Raw genomic sequence first — 16,277 nt, 5'->3', positions numbered from 1 at the left:
CACTCATCCTTAAGGAGGGCGCGAACCATGCCAGCCAGTCCTATTACTTAAGGCATGAACGCACCAATCCCTACCTCAGGCCCTTCCGCAGACGCCGCCTCTCCCCTCCTTCAGCTGCGCGGTATCACCGTCGCCTACGGCAAGAACGAGCCGGCCCTAAACGGCCTCGACATGAGCGTCCGTGCCGGTGAGGTCTACGGACTATTAGGGCTCAACGGCGCGGGTAAATCCACGCTGATGAGCACTGTGCTTGGGCTAATTCCCTACTCCGGTGAAATCAGTATTGCGGGACGCCCGTGGTCCGTTGCCGACCTAGACCGCATCGGCGCCTCCATCAATGGCCCGGCGTTCTACCCGCAACTCTCGGCCACCGACAACCTCAAAGTGCACGCACATCTGACCGGCACGGACAAGAGTCGCATCGGCGAAGTCCTCGACATGGTGGGGCTGCACTCGGGCAACAAGCGCGCCCGCGCATTCTCCACTGGCATGAAGGTTCGTCTCTCCCTGGCAATGGCTCTGCTTACCGACCCCGATATTGTGCTTCTCGACGAGCCCACCAACGGCCTCGATCCGGAAGCTATCGTGGGCCTGCGCACCTTGTTGCGAAATCTCGCCGCTAGTGGCAAGGCCGTCGTGGTGTCCTCCCATCAACTCGGAGAGGTCGAAAAGAGCGTTGACCACCTTGGCGTCCTTGCTGGGGGCCGACTGGTCTACGAAGGCCCGCTGACTGACTTTGCGGCCGCTGGTCAACCCCTCGAGCAAGCTTTCTTCACCGCAGTAGGTGTTGCCCGATGAGCGCTCAACCGCACACACGCACTCTTAACACGCGCACCGTTCCTACGCGCCACTACTTCCGCGCCGAGCTACTGCGGGCGAAGTGGTCACTCACCATGTTTCTTCCCATCATCATGGTGGCAATCGCTCTGGTCAGCATGGTCTTTTCTACAGGTGTTGACGCCACCGCCATGGCGAGCGCCCACATCTACTCGCTTATCCTACTTCCTCCCCTGGCTGCTATTACGTCCGTCATTGGCCAAAACCGTGAAGAAAAGCTCCGCCAAGGTGGCCTAATCTGGCGCAATATCTCGAGCACTCGAGTGTTCCTGGCACGCGCAGCCACTGTTATCGCCTCCACGGCCCTCGGCCACGCACTTATGGCCACTCTCCTTGCCCGGAGCGTGAGCACCGCATTGCAATTTACGATCTTCAACACGTTGTCATTCTTCGTGTTCTGGGCATTCGGCCTTGCCCTATGGCGCCTTGTGCCACGCGCAGCTCTCTTCCTTGCGCCGCTGACTGCCATCGCTTGGGCCATCGCAGGAACACTGGATGCCATGAGCCCAAACTGGCAAGTTCTCCCGTGGACCTGGGCAATCCGCCCAACGTTACCTATTCACGGTGTGCAGGCTAATTCCATCACGGCTCCGGCAGACAGCGAAATCTGGGACATTGCCATCCTGCCGCCCGCGCTGCTGCATTTACTCCTCGGACTAGGCTTCTTTGCCATCGCATTGGCTGCGCACGGAAAATCTCTCAGCTTGCCGACGGGCCGGGAACGCAGCACTTCGTCGTTAAGCCATGGCATGAGCGCGACCCTGCCCTGGCGCACCTGGTGGAGCCTCGCAGCACTGATGCTTGCCGGGCTTGCGGTCGTGCGTGTGGTGTGGAACCCGGAGTATGCGCTGGGGCTGCTGAGTTTCGTCTGCGTGCCGACGGCCGCAACCGTGGTCGCCATCATGACGTGGACCTCGCAAGCTGATGCCTGGCCAGCGCTGATGTATCGGCGCTCGCGCGGGAGCATCACACTTCGCTTGTTTGCCTTGGATATGGCGTTTCTCGTACCGGTGCTCGTGGTTGCGGTGATTATCAGCGGCGCAGGCGGCGAGACCAATGGCCAGACCGGCATTAACCCCTGGCCGTACCAGGCGGTCATCGCGCCTCTTGTGGCCGCAATGATTGTGGCCGTGACCGGATTGATTGCGCGTCGCAGTGTGGCGGCCGCAATCTTTGTCTCGGTCGCGCTCGGCGGTTGGGCTGTGATGGTTGGCGGTGATGTCCTCAGTGCCTCACCGCTGTGGTGGACTTCAGAATGGGGATGGACCTGGGTGGTCCGTGATTACCCCGAGCGGTGGCCGCTGATGGTTCTGGCATCCGCCATTGTGACCGGGGCATTCGTGACCTGGGCGCGGGCAACGTCACTGAAAGCAATCCGCTCTCGAAGCTGACAGCGACGCTGACTGTAGCCACGCGCCAGCCCACCTACTCCTCGATAGCCTCGCGGACCTCTTCGACGCTGAGGTTGGAGTCTTCGATTTCCTCGCGAGCTTCCTTCTTCCGACCACGGCGAACAAGGCGGAAGATGCGCTTACGGCGAGAAGTCTCTTCGCTGATGCGCTCACGACCGCGCAGCCAGGCAATGAGCATGACGGTAATGAGCAGCAGCCCGATGTAGCCCAGGATTGGGTAGACCCAACCAATCAGGTTCTGGAAGCCCATGAAGCTCAAGGCGAAACCGAGCAGAACCAGACCAACGTAGACAATCTTGAACTTTTCCGGGTGATTTGCGGTGACGCGACGCCCCAGTGCGTAGAACATGCCAAGTGCCGTGTTGAAAATCATACCGAGAATAACCACGGCCATTGCCTGACCAAGCCACGGGTGCAGGCGGTTAATAACGGTGAGCATTGGCACGGCATCGGTTGCGACAGTACCAACAGTGTGGAACAGCGTGATGGTGGTAATCAGCAGCATTGCGGAGTACACCAAACCGCCAACGAAACCACCGGCACCTGCGGCGCGGGGATTGAACAAGTTGCCGCCAATAACAATCGCCATGGAGACCGCAACCATCAGGTTAAAGCCGACGTAGTTCACCGCGGCGACAACCCAGTTCGGCAGAGTGGTCGGGACTTCCGCAACGGCAGCTGCCTGCTCCGCGGCTGGGGTGGCATCGGTAAACGCCAGCGTATAAATACTGGCCAGCAGGATAAAGCCGACGATAAACGGCGTGATGGAACCGATCACGGTGGTCACGCGGTCAACATCGAGGAAACCGGCTGCGATGGTCACTAGCACCATCATCACGGCACCAATCCACACGGGGATGCCCCACTGCTGCTCCATGTTGGCACCGGCACCGGCGAACATAACGAACCCCGTGGCGAAGAGCGTGATAATCACGCCAATGTCCAGTACGCGCGAGAAGATGGGATGCGATACGCGTCGGAATACTTCGCCGTGCTCGCTGGCCTGGAAGTAGCTTCCCAGCTGCAAAATGATCATAGCCATCAGGCTCATGATCACCGCTGAGAGAACGGCACCCCAGACACCATTGATGCCAAAGGCGACGAAGTATTGCATGATTTCCTGACCCGTCGCAAAGCCCGCGCCGACGACTACGCCGACGAAAGCAAATGCAACGCGCAGTACTTGCTTCACCACAAGGGTTCACTCCTATTCAACTATCTGATTGATATAACCACCTTACTTTTCTCAGTGAGTTTTACTAATCGCGATTAAGCGTTCTACGAAATTTCGCCTTTAAATCCCGCAGGCCACGCCGGTCGAATGCACCGGGCAGTAGCCGTTCGGATTCTTAAACAAGTACTGCTGGTGCTCGTCCTCGGCTCGGTAGTACTCCCCTGCCGGAGTCTCCGACAGTGGCTTAATCTCCGTGGTGATGGGGCCCAGGCCAGCGTCGGCAAGCTTCGGCGCGTACGCATCGGCGATTTCCTGCGCCCGGCGCGCTTGCTCGGGCGTCGTCGTGTAAATCGCGGAACGGTATTGCGTGCCGACGTCATTACCCTGACGGTAGCCCTGCGTGGGATCGTGGGCCTCGAAGGCCTTCGCGATCAGCTGGTCGAAGCTAATCTGCTCCGGGTCGTAGACGACCTCCACAATCTCGGTGTGGTTGGTCCGCCCAGTGCAGGACTCACGGTAAGTGGGATTTGGCGTCACGCCACCGGCGAACCCGACCGACGTACTGAGCACGCCCGGGGTTTCCCAAAACAGCTTTTCGGCACCCCAGTAGCAGCCGATACCGATGTAGACAACCTCCTGGCCATCCTCCCATGGGCCGGTAATAGGCGTGCCGAGCACCGCATGCGGCTTCGGATTCTCCAACACCGGGTGTGAACCGCCCTTTAGCGCCTCACCTTCCGGCACAAGCTCCGCCGACCTACCAAAAATCCAACCCATCTTCGATGCCTTTCTATCTACGACTTCCTATGCTCTGCGCAACGCGTCCGCGGTCACGATTGTTCCGCCCTCGCCACCAGAAACTACGGCACAACACGGGCTATGGTTTGGGTTGTGCGTACGCTCAGCCTGCTTTCCGTCAATCCCCACGACCCGACCGCCATCCTGCCCGACCTCCGCGCCGCGCTGGACGGTGAGGTCTCTCTTCTTCCCGTTCCGCTTCACGACGGCACGCGCGCCTCAATCTTGCGGAACTCGCAACGCGCAGGTGAGCCGATTGATGAGTCCATCGCGCTTGTTGTCGGCACTTCCGGTTCCACCGGCACACCGAAGGGTGCACAGCTGACGGTGGATAACTTGGTCTCCTCTGCTACCGCTACACATCAGTGGCTCGGCGGTGAAGGACAGTGGATGCTGGCGATGCCGGCCTACCATATCGCTGGCCTGCAGGTTCTCATTCGTTCGCTGCTCGCTGGCACGGATCCGGTGTGTGTGGATGTGACCGACGGTTTTGATGTTGCCGCATTCGCCGACGGCGCCGAGGCCCTCACCAGCGACCGTGCCTACACCTCGCTGGCTCCGATGCAGCTGGCCAAGGCCATGGAAGAACCCTTTGGCGCGGCAGCCCTGCGCCTGTTTGATGCTGTCCTTGTCGGCGGCGCAGCCTTGAACCCGCAGGTGGCAGCGCGCGCCGAAGAACTCGGCATCAACGTCGTGACCACCTATGGTTCCTCCGAGACAGCCGGCGGCTGCGTCTATGACGGACAGCCCATCGAAGGTGCACAGGTCGCCATCGAAAATGGTCGCGTTTGGCTGGGCGGACCGATGATTGCACACGGTTACCGCAACGCGCCCAGTCACGAGGCTTTCCATAAACCAGGTTGGTTCGCCACCTCCGATGCGGGCGAGATCCACGATGGCCGACTAGTCATTACGGGACGCCTGGACACCATCATCGACTCCGGCGGGTTGAAGCTGCACCCCGAAGTCCTCGAACGTGAACTGCTCGCCATCGATGGAGTTACGGGAGCCTGCGTGGTCGGTGTGCCACACCCAAGGCTCGGCCACGCTATCGTCGCAGCGTATGAAGGCATCGCTGAGCTCGGCGATGTCATGGACGGGCTCGGCGATGCTGAAGACGCCGGGCGAATCAATCACTGGATGATTCCCAAGGACCTGCGTCGCGTGGAGGTCCTGCCACTGATTGGTCCGGGCAAGGTCGACCGGAAGAAAGTCGCGGCGCTCTTTTAGCTCATTCAGACACGCATTAGTTCAAGGCATTTGGTGTCACGTCCTATTATTAATTCATGTCTGAAGCACCAAAGAGTCCTGCAACGGCGTCGTTAAGCGATTGGCTGGAAGGCGCGCGCCCCCATACCTGGGCGAATGCGTTTGCGCCGGTCATCGTCGGTGTCGGAGCGGCATCGACGCACGCGCCGATTATCTGGGGACGTGCGGTGCTCGCGCTGGTTGTCGCGTGGGCGTTGATTGTGGGCGTGAACTTCGCCAACGACTACTCCGATGGCATCCGCGGCACTGACGATGACCGCTCGGGCCCGCTGCGCCTGACGGGTTCTGGTCTGGTCGAGCCGAAGGTTGTGAAGTACGCGGCGTTCGGTTCCTTTGGTGTCGCCGGTCTTGCCGGTGTGGCGCTGTCCCTGATGAGCGCGTGGTGGCTCATTCTGGTCGGTGCACTGTGCATCGCGGCTGCGTGGTTCTACACCGGCGGTAAAAATCCCTACGGTTATCGCGGACTTGGCGAGGTCTCGGTCTTCGTCTTTTTCGGTCTCGTCGCGGTGCTCGGCACGGAATTCACCCAGACGGGCTCGCTGTCTTGGGTCGGCCTGGCCTGCGCAATTGGTATTGGTTCGGTGTCTTCTGCCGTGAACCTGGCGAACAACTTGCGCGACATCCCCACCGACGCCGCTACCGGCAAGATCACCTTGGCAGTTCGCCTGGGCGACTTCCGCACCCGCATCGTCTGGCAGATTCTCTCCCTCATGCCCGCGCTGGCCAGCAGCTTTATCGCTTTCTGGCGCCCATGGGCGCTGGTGGGTCTGCTCATCGTGCCGCTGTGGGTGAAGGCCTCCGAGCCAATTCGCATGCATAAGAAGGGCAAGGAGCTCATCCCGGTACTGGGGCTTACCGGCAAGATGATGCTTGCCTGGTCCGTCATTACGGCACTCGCACTCGCGCTCAGCTAGGGGGTACCGATGGACTTCCGCACACTGACGCACAAGGCGCTTGACGACGTCCAGGAGGCCGCAACCCGAGTTGGCGACACAGCAGCCAAGGCTCCAGCTTTCGCCCGCAGCGCTGCTCTGCGTTTGACCAAATCGGGACGCCGCCGACTGGCGCTGGAGCACGGTGCGCTGCATTCGCAGACCCGTGAACCGGGACTCACCGATCTCACGTCAACCGGCGTGGTGCATATCAAGACCGCACCGGTCACGGCCGAGATTGCGGCCAAGGACGACGAGCGGAAGGCCAGCGACAAGCCGGATGCTGTCACCACCGATATTCCGGTGCACTGGTACGAGGTTGAACCTAGCGAACCCGCCAAAGAACCCGTGACCATCGTCTTCGTCCACGGCTTCACCCTGGCTGGTGAGTCCTGGTACCGGCAGTTCAACGCGCTGCGCAAGTCGCACCCGGAAGCACGCCTGTTGACTATGGATCTGCGCGGCCACGGCCTGACCGGAGCGGTTCCGGCTTCACTCTGCACGGTCGAAGGGGCTGCGGCCGATGCGCTGGCCGTGATCGCCGAGCGTGCCGCGACCGGAAAACTCATCGTGGTTGGGCATTCGCTAGGCGGTTTGATTGCACTGCACATGGTGCGGGCTGCCGAGGAAAGCATTCGCCGTCGGATAGCAGGCGTAGTGTTGATTTCCACGTCTATCGACAAGCTGGCCGCCCAGGGTGTGCCGCAGATTCTGGCGTCCCCGGTGGCGGATGCGGCGCGCAATGCAATTGAGTCCTCGCCGAAGGAGATTCGCAAGTTCCGCGAGGCAATCGCGTCACTGATGGCGCCGTCGTTGGCGGTGGCGGTGTTCGCCCGGCGCACGGACTACGAGATCATCGAGTTCCACGCGGCCATGATTAATGAAACACCGCTGGAAACTTTCGTGGGATATCTCGACGACCTGCAGGATCACGACGAGTTCGCATCCGGGCCTTACTTGGAGGGCTTGCCAGGAGCGGTACTGGTGGGCACGAAGGACGATGTCACTCCGCGCAAGCAAGCAGACCTAATTATGGAAAAGTGGCCGGACGCCGAACTGGTTGAAGTCGACGGGGCCGGCCACATGTTGCCGCTCGAGGCTCCGGAAGCGGTGAACCGGGCTATCGAGCGGGCCCTGGAGAAGGTGCGCTAGTTTTCCTCGCGGTCCTTAATCTGCTGCGCAATGTATTCCTTGTGCGCGCGGCGGTTCTCCGACCACACTGCAACAGACTCATTGGCCTGGACGCGCAGCTTCGGGAACACAAAAACCGACAGCGGCATCGCAATAATCAGTGCGAACACAGCCGTAATTGCAGCCGGAATCTGCACATTAACGAGGTAGATAATCACGAGCAGAATGAAGAACAGCACTAGGAATAGCAGCAGACGAGCAAGGCCGTACCAGAACAGCCCCTTCATGGCATTGCCGCGACCAGCATTCTTGGTCACCGGAGCTGCTGGCATCTGAGCCTCAGAAGCCAACTTGTCCTGCTCTGCTGGATTGGTCATTAAACCCTCACCTCTACGTGTTACGCCTGTGCTGTGCCCGGGCGTTGCTAGCGTCCATGGCTGTTCGTGTCCAACGTTCCTTTGTACCCTAACGAACTCTGTACGCCGTACCGCATGCAGTGCGATACCCCTCGTGGGCACTACGGGACTCGTTGCGTATTCTAGTCGGTAAATCCAGGAGGTTAGCTATTACATGGGTCGGCTCATTCTGCTGCTGTTCATCATCCTTGTCGTAGTCATGCTGTGGAAGGCATTTGGCCCCGGCAGTCGCGGCAACGGCATGCGACGTATTTCCGCTCCGCAACCGGAACCCCGTCCGCTCGCTCCCGACGATGATCCGGAGTTTCTCTGGAAGCTCAAGAAGGCCGAATTCGATCGCCGTAAACGTGAGCAGGAGCTGCAGGAGCGGCGCGAACGGGAGCAGGACGACAACCCCGATAATCCCGGCGAAACTGACTAAACGTCCTTGCCACGCAGCAACAACTGCTGTAGATATTCCCCGTAGCCACTGGCGCTGAGGGCGTCGGCACGCGCGCTAAGCGCAGCATCGTCAATGAATCCCATGCGCCACGCCACCTCTTCCGGCGAGCCAATCTTTAGCCCCTGCCGCTGCTCAATCGTGCGCACGAAATCACCCGCGGCCATCAGATTGTCCACCGTGCCCGTGTCCAGCCATGCCGTGCCGCGCGGCAGCACCTCTACCTGCAGTTTCCCGCGCTCCAAGTAGGCGCGGTTAACATCCGTGATTTCCAATTCGCCGCGTGACGACGGTTGCAGCGAGCGAGCTATCTCAACAACCTCGGCATCATAGAAGTACAAACCAGGCACCGCGAAATGGCTGCGTGGTTTCTTCGGTTTCTCCTGGATCGCCACGGCTTTGCCGCTTTGGTCGAAGTCCACGACTCCATAGGCTGTGGGATCTGCGACCCAGTAGGCGAAGATCGCTCCGCCATCGACGTTATGGAAGCGGCGCAGCTGCGTGCCCAAGCCAGCACCGTAAAAGATGTTGTCGCCGAGGATGAGGGCAACGGAGTCATCGCCGATGTGGTCCGCACCGATGATGAACGCTTCAGCGAGACCACGGGGCTCGTCTTGGGTGGCAAAGGTGAGGGTGAGGCCCCACTGCGAGCCGTCGCCAAGCAAGCGTTCAAACTGCGGGGCATCATGTGGCGTGGTGATGACGAGGATGTCCCTGATTCCCGCTAGCATCAGCGTGCTCAGCGGGTAGTAGATCATCGGCTTGTCATAGACGGGAACCAGCTGCTTGCTTACGCCAAGTGTGATGGGAAACAGCCGAGAGCCCGTACCACCTGCGAGGATGATGCCCTTCATAGTGCTCGCGCCTTTCTGCCTTACTGCCCGGCCGCTTCGTTGGCGATTGCCCACTCGTCGCGAGCCATGTTCTCAAGATCCTTGCAGTCAAACTCACTGGGGAGCTTATTGCCCTCGGCCTCGAACTGCTCGATAGTCGGAGCCTTCTGATCGCGCTCGGAGAGAATCATGTCCGCGTCGGTGAGACCACCCTTGGCCAGCAGCGCAGCCAGGTCAATTCCGAGAGTCGGGTCCTGGATGCTAACAGCACGCTCTGCCTCCGGGTTGTAACCGGTGGAAGTGAGGTAAGTGAGCACAGAGTCGTCGGCAAGCGAGACGAAGCCATGTCCGATGCCGTTGGGCAGATAGACCACTCGGCGGGTCTTGCTGTCGAGCTCGAAAACCTCGACCTTGCCGAAGGTATCGGAGCCGCGACGCAGGTCAACCGCAATGTCGAGGATGTGGCCCGCGGGACAAGTAACCAGCTTCGCCTGGCCGGGGTGGCCATCTGGCGCGGTGCTGACGTCAGCGAAGTGCAGGCCACGGACAACGCCTGCGGCGGAGACACTCATGTTGGCCTGCTCCGGGAAGAACGGGTAGCCCGTGGCCTCGGCGAATGCGTCGAGGCGATACCACTCGTGGAAACTACCGCGGCTGTCGCCGTGGATGACCGGTTCGAAGGTGAAAACGCCGTCGATAGAAGTGGGCTGGAATGTGCTCTTAGGGCTCATGGGTAACAAGTGTAGACGGGGCGCCCGGGCTGAGGCTGTGGCACGCGTTGAGTGTGCACTGAGTGTGCGTTGAGGGTTCGCTAGGCATGCCCCAGCAGCGAACTACAACTCCTGCTCGCGCTCCGCGTAGCCAGCCTCAGCGGCATCGTAGGCCGCCGCCCACCAGGACTCGTTGGCGCGATACCAGTCGATGGTCTCGGCGAGCCCCGCGGAAAAGTCTTGGTAGCGCGGCTGCCAGCCAAGGCTGCGGATGGATGCGGGGTCAATCGCATAACGACGGTCATGCCCCGGGCGGTCAGTGACATGGACAAAGTCGGACCGCTCACGACCGAAGCCCTCCAGGATGTCTCCGACCACGTCGAGGTTGGAACGCTCGCCATCGGCACCAATCAGGTAGGTCTCCCCCACCTCGCCAGAATCCAAGATTGCCCAGACCGCGTCGTTGTGGTCATCGACGTGAATCCAGTCCCGAACATTCTCGCCAGTGCCGTACACGCGAGGGCTACGACCGCGCAACAGACCACAGATCTGGCGGGGAATCAGCTTCTCCGGATGCTGCCTCGGCCCGTAGTTGTTCGAGCAGTTACTAATCGTCGCAACCAACCCGAAGCTGCGCACCCACGCCCGGACAAAGTGATCCGCTGAAGCCTTGGAGGCCGAGTAGGGGCTGGAGGGTTTGTACGCGGTGGCCGTCGTAAAGCGTGCTGGATCGTCGAGAGCGAGATCGCCGAAGACCTCGTCGGTGGAGATGTGGTGAAGGCGGACGTCGTGGGTGGCGCAAGCCTTGGCCAGATTCACGGTGCCCATGACATTAGTGGTGACGAAGGGATCGGCATCCACCAGCGAATTGTCGTTATGGCTCTCTGCGGCGAAGTGGACGACCACGTCGAAGCGGGGCACGAGGCGATCGATCAGCTCCGCGTCACGAACATCGCCGCGGATGATTTCACAGTCCGCGCCATCCAAGCTCGCAGGGTTCGCGGCATAGGTGAAAGCGTCCAGCACCGTGACATTCACATCGGGCCGTGTAGCCAGAGTGCGGAGAACGAAGTTGGAACCAATAAAGCCGGCACCACCGGTGACGAGAACGCGCATGGAAGCGATTCTAGTTCACCCGGCGATGCCGGCTTTGTACAAGTGTGAAGACTTAGTTCAGACCAGCGTAGGAGTGCAGGCCCGAAACCACCTGGTTGATGAAGAAGAGGTTGAACACCATGGTGGCAAAACCGAAGATGTTGATCCACGCGGCCTTGGTATTACGCCAACCCGAAGTCGCGCGAGCGTGCAGGTACAGGGCGTAGATAATCCAGGTAATCAGCGCCGTGGTCTCCTTCGGGTCCCAGCCCCAGTAACGACCCCATGCGGACTCGGCCCAGATAGCGCCCAGCACAATGCCCAGACCGAACAGTGGGAAGGACCAAATAGCGGTGCGGTAAGCAATCGCATCCAGCTTTTGAGCATCCGGCAGCGGCGCGACCAGTTTGCCCAGGAAGCCCTTTTCCTTGCCCTCGCGGTTGTACATCCGCAGCATGTAGAGAATCGAGGCAACACCGGAAATCAGTGCGATACTGCACCCGATAGAAATAATCGAGACGTGAACCGGAATCCAAATCGACTGCAGTGCCGGCACCACCGGAGCAGCCTCAACATATAGGTTCTTACCACCGTAAAACATCAGCGCCAGAATCGGAGCCAACAGCCACGGCCAGAACACACGCATGGTTTCACGATGCAGTACGCCAGCTGCAATTGCCATAGCAAAGAGGATTGAAACTGATACGTACTCGTAGAGGTTGCCCCACGGGAAACGCTGCACGGCCAGGCCACGCAGCAGCACCGATGCAAAGTGCACGGCCACCCCGACGTAAATCAGCATTTCCGTCACAACGCCGAGTCGGTTCGTCAGCACCTGGTTCTTAGGCTCGCTTGCCGACGACTTCGTCGCCGACTCCCCAGAGTCAGCAACACTAGCGGTGGTAGCTCCCTCACCCGCACCGGCGGCTACCAGCTCGCGTTCCGCAACCTGGCTTTTCGCTTCAGCGGCCGCGATACGACGACTGTAGTAGGCAATGGAAATAACAAAGGCCACAAGATAAAAGGCGAAGGCCGTGAAGTACGACCAGTCCGAAAACTGCGCCAGTGTCTTATTGACGAGCATGTACTTGGCTCCAAAGTGTGGAATTAGCGGAATACTTCTTCAAACCCTAGTACTAAAGCAGGACTAAGCAAAAGGGGACCGGGGACACGGGGGACGCAAAAATGCGCGGAGGCGCAATTCTCGCCCCCGCGCATTCACCCTGCAGTAATGATGGACCAGACTTAGTGGTCAGTTAGCTTTTGTCCTTGTCGTCCGCGCTCTCGTCGGTCGCAGCATTGTTGTCAGCAGCATCCTCGTCATCACTGTCACGTTCCAGGATGTCATCTACGATGTACTGGAACTCCTCGCCCCAACCTGCCTTGTCGGTGCGGGCAAGGCCACCGAACTCAACGCGAGTGCGGCCATCTTCCAGCGGGAACATGCGCACCCAAACACGTCGGCGCTTAATGCCCAACGAAAGAACCATGCCCGCCAGTGCGGCCACAGTTGCCACCAGCACCCAGAACTGCGTGGGATCGTGCGAAACCTGCAAGTTGACGAATTCCTTCGCACCGAGGAATTCAATCTTGGTGCCGTCGGCAAGCTCGGTGGATTCGCCCTGCTTGAGGTTGACGCGGGCTTCCTTAGCCAGCTGACCCGAGTGCATCAGATCGCGGTCGAGGGAAAACAGCCCCTGCGAACGACCGGTGTCCAAGCCCGCGTCGCCGCGGTAGATGTCGACAGCCACGGCCGGGTCTTGCATCGCCGGGTAAGAGGACTGCAGCAGAGCACCCTTTTCACCAGTAAACTCCGCGGTCGGAGCGAACAGTCCCTCGATTGCAATCTGGTTCTGGCGGCGCTCGAACAAGTCCGGGTACATGCCTGCTGGTGGGTCGAAGCGCAGCGCACCAGAGGACAGGAAGAAGGTCGGATCATCCGGACGGAACTGGACAATCGACGTACGCGACTCGCCATTCGGCCAGGTCACCTTAAAGGCCGGGGCAAAGCCGTGCCCCTGCAGGTACACACGGTCACCGGCGACGCGCAGCGGATGGTTGACCTGCAGCGTGGTCTTTTCCCACTCATCGACCGGCTTGCGCATATCCTCTTCTTCTGCGAATCGGATATGAGAGGTAAACATCTTGGCCTGACCGTTCGGCAGGTAATCGGCGAAGAAGTCATCGACCTGAATACAGAACGGGTTCAGAGTTGTACCGTCGAAGGTGTTGCCAGCACGCAGCGAGTCATAGTTCGCAGCAGCGGTGTTACAGAACGGAACGCCCACCGCGCTATTGACGTTGTCGTCAGAAATCTCGGTGCCGGTGTTGGTCAGCAAAATGACCTGACCCTCGTAATAGATCATGCGGCCCAAGCCGACGATGATAATCAGCAGCGCAATGCCCAGGTGGAACACCAGGTTGCCAAACTCACGCAGGTATCCCTTCTCCGCGGAAAAGGATCGTGCCCCAGCGCGATCTTCATCTGCTGGAGTCTCGGTCAACGCCCACTTGTTCAGGCGCTCACGCACCCGCTTAGAAACTTCATCCGCAGAGGCATCGACCACGGCTTCGTCGTGAAGCGGAAGACGCGCCAACCGTTTCGGCGCCTTGGCCGGTGGCGTCTTCATGGCCTTGTAGTGGTCGATGGTGCGCGGAATAATGCAGCCAACCAGGGAAATCAGCAGCAATGCCACGATGGCGACGAACCAGACGGACGAGAAGACATCGAAAAGCTGCAGCTTATCCATGATCTCGGCGGTCTTGCCGTTGGCGGCTAGATACTGGTCGACCTTGTCCTTATTCAGCGAGCGCTGTGGCAACAGGGCGCCCGGAACCGCTGCGAAAGCGAGGATGAACAGCAGAATCAGCGCTGTGCGCATGCTGGTCAACCAGTTCCAGACCTGCTGGAAGGGCTGTCGTACCTTATTCCAATTCACCGACATCGAAAAATCTTTCACTAAATTGGCGTTACCGTATCAGTAATAAAAGCGGCCTGAACCCAGGCAACAAAAACATCCCACAGTCCCGTGACCAGGGCAATTCCGACCAGCACCAGCGCCACACCACCGATGAGCTGAATAGTTCGCGAGTGCTTACGCAGGAAGTCCACTCCACGCATCGCGCGTGCCGACCCCAGCGCCACCAAAATGAACGGCAGCCCCAGCCCCAGGCAGTAAGCGATAATCAGCGCCACTCCCCTGGCCGCGGTCATACCCTGCGTGCCCGCGGACACCGAAATAATTGCAGTCAGCGTCGGGCCCAGACACGGCGTCCACCCCAGCGCGAACACCGCGCCAAGCAGTGGCGCTCCCAGCCACGTGGTCCAGCGCTTCGGCGCCATGCGGGTGTCCTTCTGCAGCGCCGGCACCATGCCCATGAAGGCGAGTCCCATCACGATGGTCACCACGCCACCGACAATCGTCAGCGTGCGCGCCTGCAGACGCAGCGTGGACACGAGCCCGAAAATTGAGGCCGACCCCAGCACGAAAATGACAGTGAAGCCCAGCACGAACAGCAACGCAGCCAGGCCGACGCGGGCAGTTGCGGAACGCTTGCCACGCCCTCCATCGCCGTCACGCTTATCGACGGCGGTTGCGTCCGCAGTGCCCGTCGTCAAGCCCTGGCCCTGCGCCCCCGATGCTCCGGAAATACCGGTGAGATACGAGACGTAACCGGGCACGAGCGGAATGACGCACGGGCTGGCAAACGAGACGAGACCAGCCAGCGCAGCAGCGAGCAGGCCTAATAGGATGGGACCGCCGGTGGCGGCGTCGGCGAACTGCTGGCCGATGCCATCGGCAAGATAAATCGTGTCCATGGCAAGAGTTCCCATGCTGGGGCCTAGCCCTCCGCCTTCACTTCATTAACAGCCTTCATCAGCATGGTGTGATCGACCTCGCGGAGGAAGACCTTGGCCGGGCGGTGCTGCTTGTCCAGAATGATGGTTGTCGGAATCACCGAAGCCGGGATGCCGCCGAGTGCGCTGGCGTTGACGAAGGCCGGGTCATAGATGGACGGGTAGGTGATGCCGTTGTCCTTCACAAAGTCGATGGGAGCCTGGCGGACATTGTCGCGGACGTTGATGCCGAGAACGGTGCCGATACCTTGCTCTTCCATCTGTTCCTGGACATACTGCAGGTCATCCGATTCGGATCGGCACGGTGCGCACCACTGCCCCCAGGCGTTTAGGACCACAATCTGGTCCTTGAAGTCATCGAGGGAGATTTTCTTGTCGTCGTCCTCTAGAGAAGGACCGAACACCTTGCCGACCGGTTTGCGCTCCTCGGGTGCGTAGTCAATGATCTGCTGACCCCCTGGAGAAACAAACTCGAACTGACCGCCGACGGCAACGGCATCGTGTCCCACTGAATCTCCGGGGTTACATGCTGCGAGCGACAGAGACAGAGTTGCTGCCGCTAGCGTTGCTGCAATTCGGGACGATGAGACCTTGGCCACTTGGGGTGCCACCTTCCGGGGGTCAGTGAAACTTCAACAAAACTATTTATTCACCTTACAGGTGACCGGCCGGTTCACTGTAGCGCACGTCGACAATGGTGTCGCCGACGAAGACCAAGGAGGTCACGCTGGCCAGATCGCACTGCCTAGTTGCCGGGTTGTGGGCGAGCTTCAAGTACCGCGCACGACGCTGAGCTGCAATGATGCACAGCTGGTGTGTCACCAGCACCGCTTCCGCTCCCTCGGCGGCCTCGCGGGCTCGCTCGATGGCGTGGAACATACGGTCCGCGATCTCCTCGTAGGGCTCGCCCCAGCTGGGCACGCTCGGACGACGCAGTCGTGGCCAGTACTTCGGATTCCACAGTGCGGAGTCAATGCCCTTGATGTGCAAACCCTCAAAGGAGTTGCCAGCCTCCAGCAAATCTTCATCCAGGGTCGGCTTCATGCCGATTACCTCGGTGAAGGGCCGTGAGGTTTCCTGCGTGCGCTGCAGCGGAGAGCAGGCGAAGTAGCGGATGTCGTGGCCTTCGAAGGACGCGGCCGTGGCCGCTGCCTGACGCTGACCGCGCTCAGACAGGTGCCAGCCGGGCAGGCGACCGTAGAGAATCTTATCCGGGTTATAAACCTCGCCGTGGCGGACGAGATGTACGACCGTGGTCTTGGCGTGCTTTGTTGCACGCTTAGACGCCTGGTTTTCCGGCGGTGTCGGCTGCGATTCCTGCTGTGCTGCCTGCTGCTCGGCCTGCGAATTGGTCTTGTTCGACACGTGTAAC

At 60.2% G+C, this 16,277-nt stretch carries 17 protein-coding genes; 6 read left to right on the top strand and 11 right to left on the bottom strand.

The window, feature by feature from the left end:
• Positions 1-54: 54 nt before the first annotated feature.
• On the top strand, positions 55-798 hold the full coding sequence (locus tag HMPREF2878_RS10210) for an ABC transporter ATP-binding protein (protein ID WP_070653444.1): 744 nt from the start codon (positions 55-57) through the stop codon (positions 796-798).
• Positions 795-2,228 (top strand): ABC-2 family transporter permease, encoded by a 1,434-nt coding sequence (locus HMPREF2878_RS10205; RefSeq protein WP_070653443.1) that lies wholly within the window; start codon positions 795-797, stop codon positions 2,226-2,228. The genes HMPREF2878_RS10210 and HMPREF2878_RS10205 overlap by 4 nt, the downstream gene beginning before the upstream one ends.
• A gap of 34 nt (positions 2,229-2,262) precedes the next feature.
• Here the strand turns inward: HMPREF2878_RS10205 and HMPREF2878_RS10200 are convergent, their stop codons facing one another.
• A complete protein-coding gene (locus HMPREF2878_RS10200; protein WP_070653442.1) occupies positions 2,263-3,444 on the bottom strand; it encodes a YkvI family membrane protein in 1,182 nt (393 codons plus the stop codon).
• Positions 3,445-3,543: 99 nt separating this feature from the next.
• The gene (gene msrA, locus HMPREF2878_RS10195) at positions 3,544-4,200 is read right to left on the bottom strand and encodes a peptide-methionine (S)-S-oxide reductase MsrA (protein WP_070653441.1); all 657 of its coding nucleotides are present in this window, start codon (positions 4,198-4,200) and stop codon (positions 3,544-3,546) included.
• A gap of 102 nt (positions 4,201-4,302) precedes the next feature.
• On the opposite strand from msrA, the gene menE reads away from it, so the two are divergent.
• The 3 genes from menE to HMPREF2878_RS10180 are packed head-to-tail and all read left to right on the top strand — an operon-like array spanning position 4,303 to position 7,574.
• Positions 4,303-5,451 carry an o-succinylbenzoate--CoA ligase gene (gene menE / locus HMPREF2878_RS10190; protein WP_016422006.1) on the top strand — a complete coding sequence of 383 codons (1,149 nt, stop codon included), beginning with the start codon at positions 4,303-4,305 and terminating at the stop codon, positions 5,449-5,451.
• A gap of 56 nt (positions 5,452-5,507) precedes the next feature.
• A complete protein-coding gene (locus HMPREF2878_RS10185; protein WP_016422005.1) occupies positions 5,508-6,404 on the top strand; it encodes a 1,4-dihydroxy-2-naphthoate polyprenyltransferase in 897 nt (298 codons plus the stop codon).
• Positions 6,405-6,413: 9 nt separating this feature from the next.
• Entirely contained in the window at positions 6,414-7,574 is a 1,161-nt protein-coding gene (locus HMPREF2878_RS10180; protein WP_016422004.1) for an alpha/beta fold hydrolase, read from the top strand.
• On the opposite strand, the gene HMPREF2878_RS10175 is transcribed toward HMPREF2878_RS10180, so the two are convergent.
• Positions 7,571-7,930, bottom strand: coding sequence for a DUF4229 domain-containing protein (locus tag HMPREF2878_RS10175; RefSeq protein ID WP_016422003.1), 360 nt, complete (start codon positions 7,928-7,930; stop codon positions 7,571-7,573). The genes HMPREF2878_RS10180 and HMPREF2878_RS10175 overlap by 4 nt on opposite strands.
• 193 nt (positions 7,931-8,123) lie before the next feature.
• Between HMPREF2878_RS10175 and HMPREF2878_RS10170 the strand changes: the two genes are divergently transcribed.
• A complete protein-coding gene (locus HMPREF2878_RS10170; protein WP_016422002.1) occupies positions 8,124-8,390 on the top strand; it encodes a hypothetical protein in 267 nt (88 codons plus the stop codon).
• Here HMPREF2878_RS10170 and rfbA read toward each other — a convergent pair.
• The 8 genes from rfbA to HMPREF2878_RS10130 form a co-directional block, all read right to left on the bottom strand.
• Positions 8,387-9,262, bottom strand: coding sequence for a glucose-1-phosphate thymidylyltransferase RfbA (gene rfbA, locus HMPREF2878_RS10165; protein WP_016422001.1), 876 nt, complete (start codon positions 9,260-9,262; stop codon positions 8,387-8,389). The genes HMPREF2878_RS10170 and rfbA overlap by 4 nt on opposite strands.
• Before the next feature lie 20 nt (positions 9,263-9,282).
• Positions 9,283-9,972, bottom strand: coding sequence for a dTDP-4-dehydrorhamnose 3,5-epimerase family protein (locus tag HMPREF2878_RS10160; RefSeq protein WP_016422000.1), 690 nt, complete (start codon positions 9,970-9,972; stop codon positions 9,283-9,285).
• Positions 9,973-10,074: 102 nt separating this feature from the next.
• Positions 10,075-11,067, bottom strand: coding sequence for a dTDP-glucose 4,6-dehydratase (gene rfbB / locus HMPREF2878_RS10155; RefSeq protein ID WP_016421999.1), 993 nt, complete (start codon positions 11,065-11,067; stop codon positions 10,075-10,077).
• A 52-nt stretch (positions 11,068-11,119) separates the two neighbouring features.
• On the bottom strand, positions 11,120-12,130 hold the full coding sequence (gene ccsB, locus HMPREF2878_RS10150) for a c-type cytochrome biogenesis protein CcsB (RefSeq protein WP_016421998.1): 1,011 nt from the start codon (positions 12,128-12,130) through the stop codon (positions 11,120-11,122).
• Between the two features lie 172 nt (positions 12,131-12,302).
• The gene (locus tag HMPREF2878_RS10145; protein WP_016421997.1) at positions 12,303-13,991 is read right to left on the bottom strand and encodes a cytochrome c biogenesis protein ResB; all 1,689 of its coding nucleotides are present in this window, start codon (positions 13,989-13,991) and stop codon (positions 12,303-12,305) included.
• 14 nt (positions 13,992-14,005) lie between these two features.
• Positions 14,006-14,866 (bottom strand): cytochrome c biogenesis CcdA family protein, encoded by an 861-nt coding sequence (locus tag HMPREF2878_RS10140; protein WP_042389096.1) that lies wholly within the window; start codon positions 14,864-14,866, stop codon positions 14,006-14,008.
• A 23-nt stretch (positions 14,867-14,889) separates the two neighbouring features.
• Complete coding sequence (locus HMPREF2878_RS10135) at positions 14,890-15,504, bottom strand: TlpA disulfide reductase family protein (RefSeq protein ID WP_016421995.1); 615 nt, start codon at positions 15,502-15,504, stop codon at positions 14,890-14,892.
• Positions 15,505-15,559: 55 nt separating this feature from the next.
• Complete coding sequence (locus HMPREF2878_RS10130) at positions 15,560-16,270, bottom strand: histidine phosphatase family protein (RefSeq protein WP_016421994.1); 711 nt, start codon at positions 16,268-16,270, stop codon at positions 15,560-15,562.
• Between the last annotated feature and the right edge of the window lie 7 nt (positions 16,271-16,277).

The organism is Corynebacterium sp. HMSC065H09 (genome assembly GCF_001812845.1).
Classification (GTDB): Bacteria; Actinomycetota; Actinomycetes; order Mycobacteriales; family Mycobacteriaceae; genus Corynebacterium; species Corynebacterium jeikeium_D.
Note: the sequence above shows the minus strand (reverse complement) of the source record. Positions and strands in the feature narration are given on the sequence as shown.

Coding starts and splice junctions, on each gene's coding strand:
- HMPREF2878_RS10210 (WP_070653444.1), top strand. CDS start 55: ATGAACGCACCAATCCCTACCTCAGGCCCTTCCGCAGACGCCGCCTCT.
- HMPREF2878_RS10205 (WP_070653443.1), top strand. CDS start 795: ATGAGCGCTCAACCGCACACACGCACTCTTAACACGCGCACCGTTCCT.
- msrA (WP_070653441.1), bottom strand. CDS start 4,200: ATGGGTTGGATTTTTGGTAGGTCGGCGGAGCTTGTGCCGGAAGGTGAG.
- menE (WP_016422006.1), top strand. CDS start 4,303: ATGGTTTGGGTTGTGCGTACGCTCAGCCTGCTTTCCGTCAATCCCCAC.
- HMPREF2878_RS10185 (WP_016422005.1), top strand. CDS start 5,508: ATGTCTGAAGCACCAAAGAGTCCTGCAACGGCGTCGTTAAGCGATTGG.
- HMPREF2878_RS10180 (WP_016422004.1), top strand. CDS start 6,414: ATGGACTTCCGCACACTGACGCACAAGGCGCTTGACGACGTCCAGGAG.
- HMPREF2878_RS10175 (WP_016422003.1), bottom strand. CDS start 7,930: ATGACCAATCCAGCAGAGCAGGACAAGTTGGCTTCTGAGGCTCAGATG.
- HMPREF2878_RS10170 (WP_016422002.1), top strand. CDS start 8,124: ATGGGTCGGCTCATTCTGCTGCTGTTCATCATCCTTGTCGTAGTCATG.
- rfbA (WP_016422001.1), bottom strand. CDS start 9,262: ATGAAGGGCATCATCCTCGCAGGTGGTACGGGCTCTCGGCTGTTTCCC.
- HMPREF2878_RS10160 (WP_016422000.1), bottom strand. CDS start 9,972: ATGAGCCCTAAGAGCACATTCCAGCCCACTTCTATCGACGGCGTTTTC.
- rfbB (WP_016421999.1), bottom strand. CDS start 11,067: ATGCGCGTTCTCGTCACCGGTGGTGCCGGCTTTATTGGTTCCAACTTC.
- ccsB (WP_016421998.1), bottom strand. CDS start 12,130: ATGCTCGTCAATAAGACACTGGCGCAGTTTTCGGACTGGTCGTACTTC.
- HMPREF2878_RS10145 (WP_016421997.1), bottom strand. CDS start 13,991: ATGTCGGTGAATTGGAATAAGGTACGACAGCCCTTCCAGCAGGTCTGG.
- HMPREF2878_RS10140 (WP_042389096.1), bottom strand. CDS start 14,866: ATGGACACGATTTATCTTGCCGATGGCATCGGCCAGCAGTTCGCCGAC.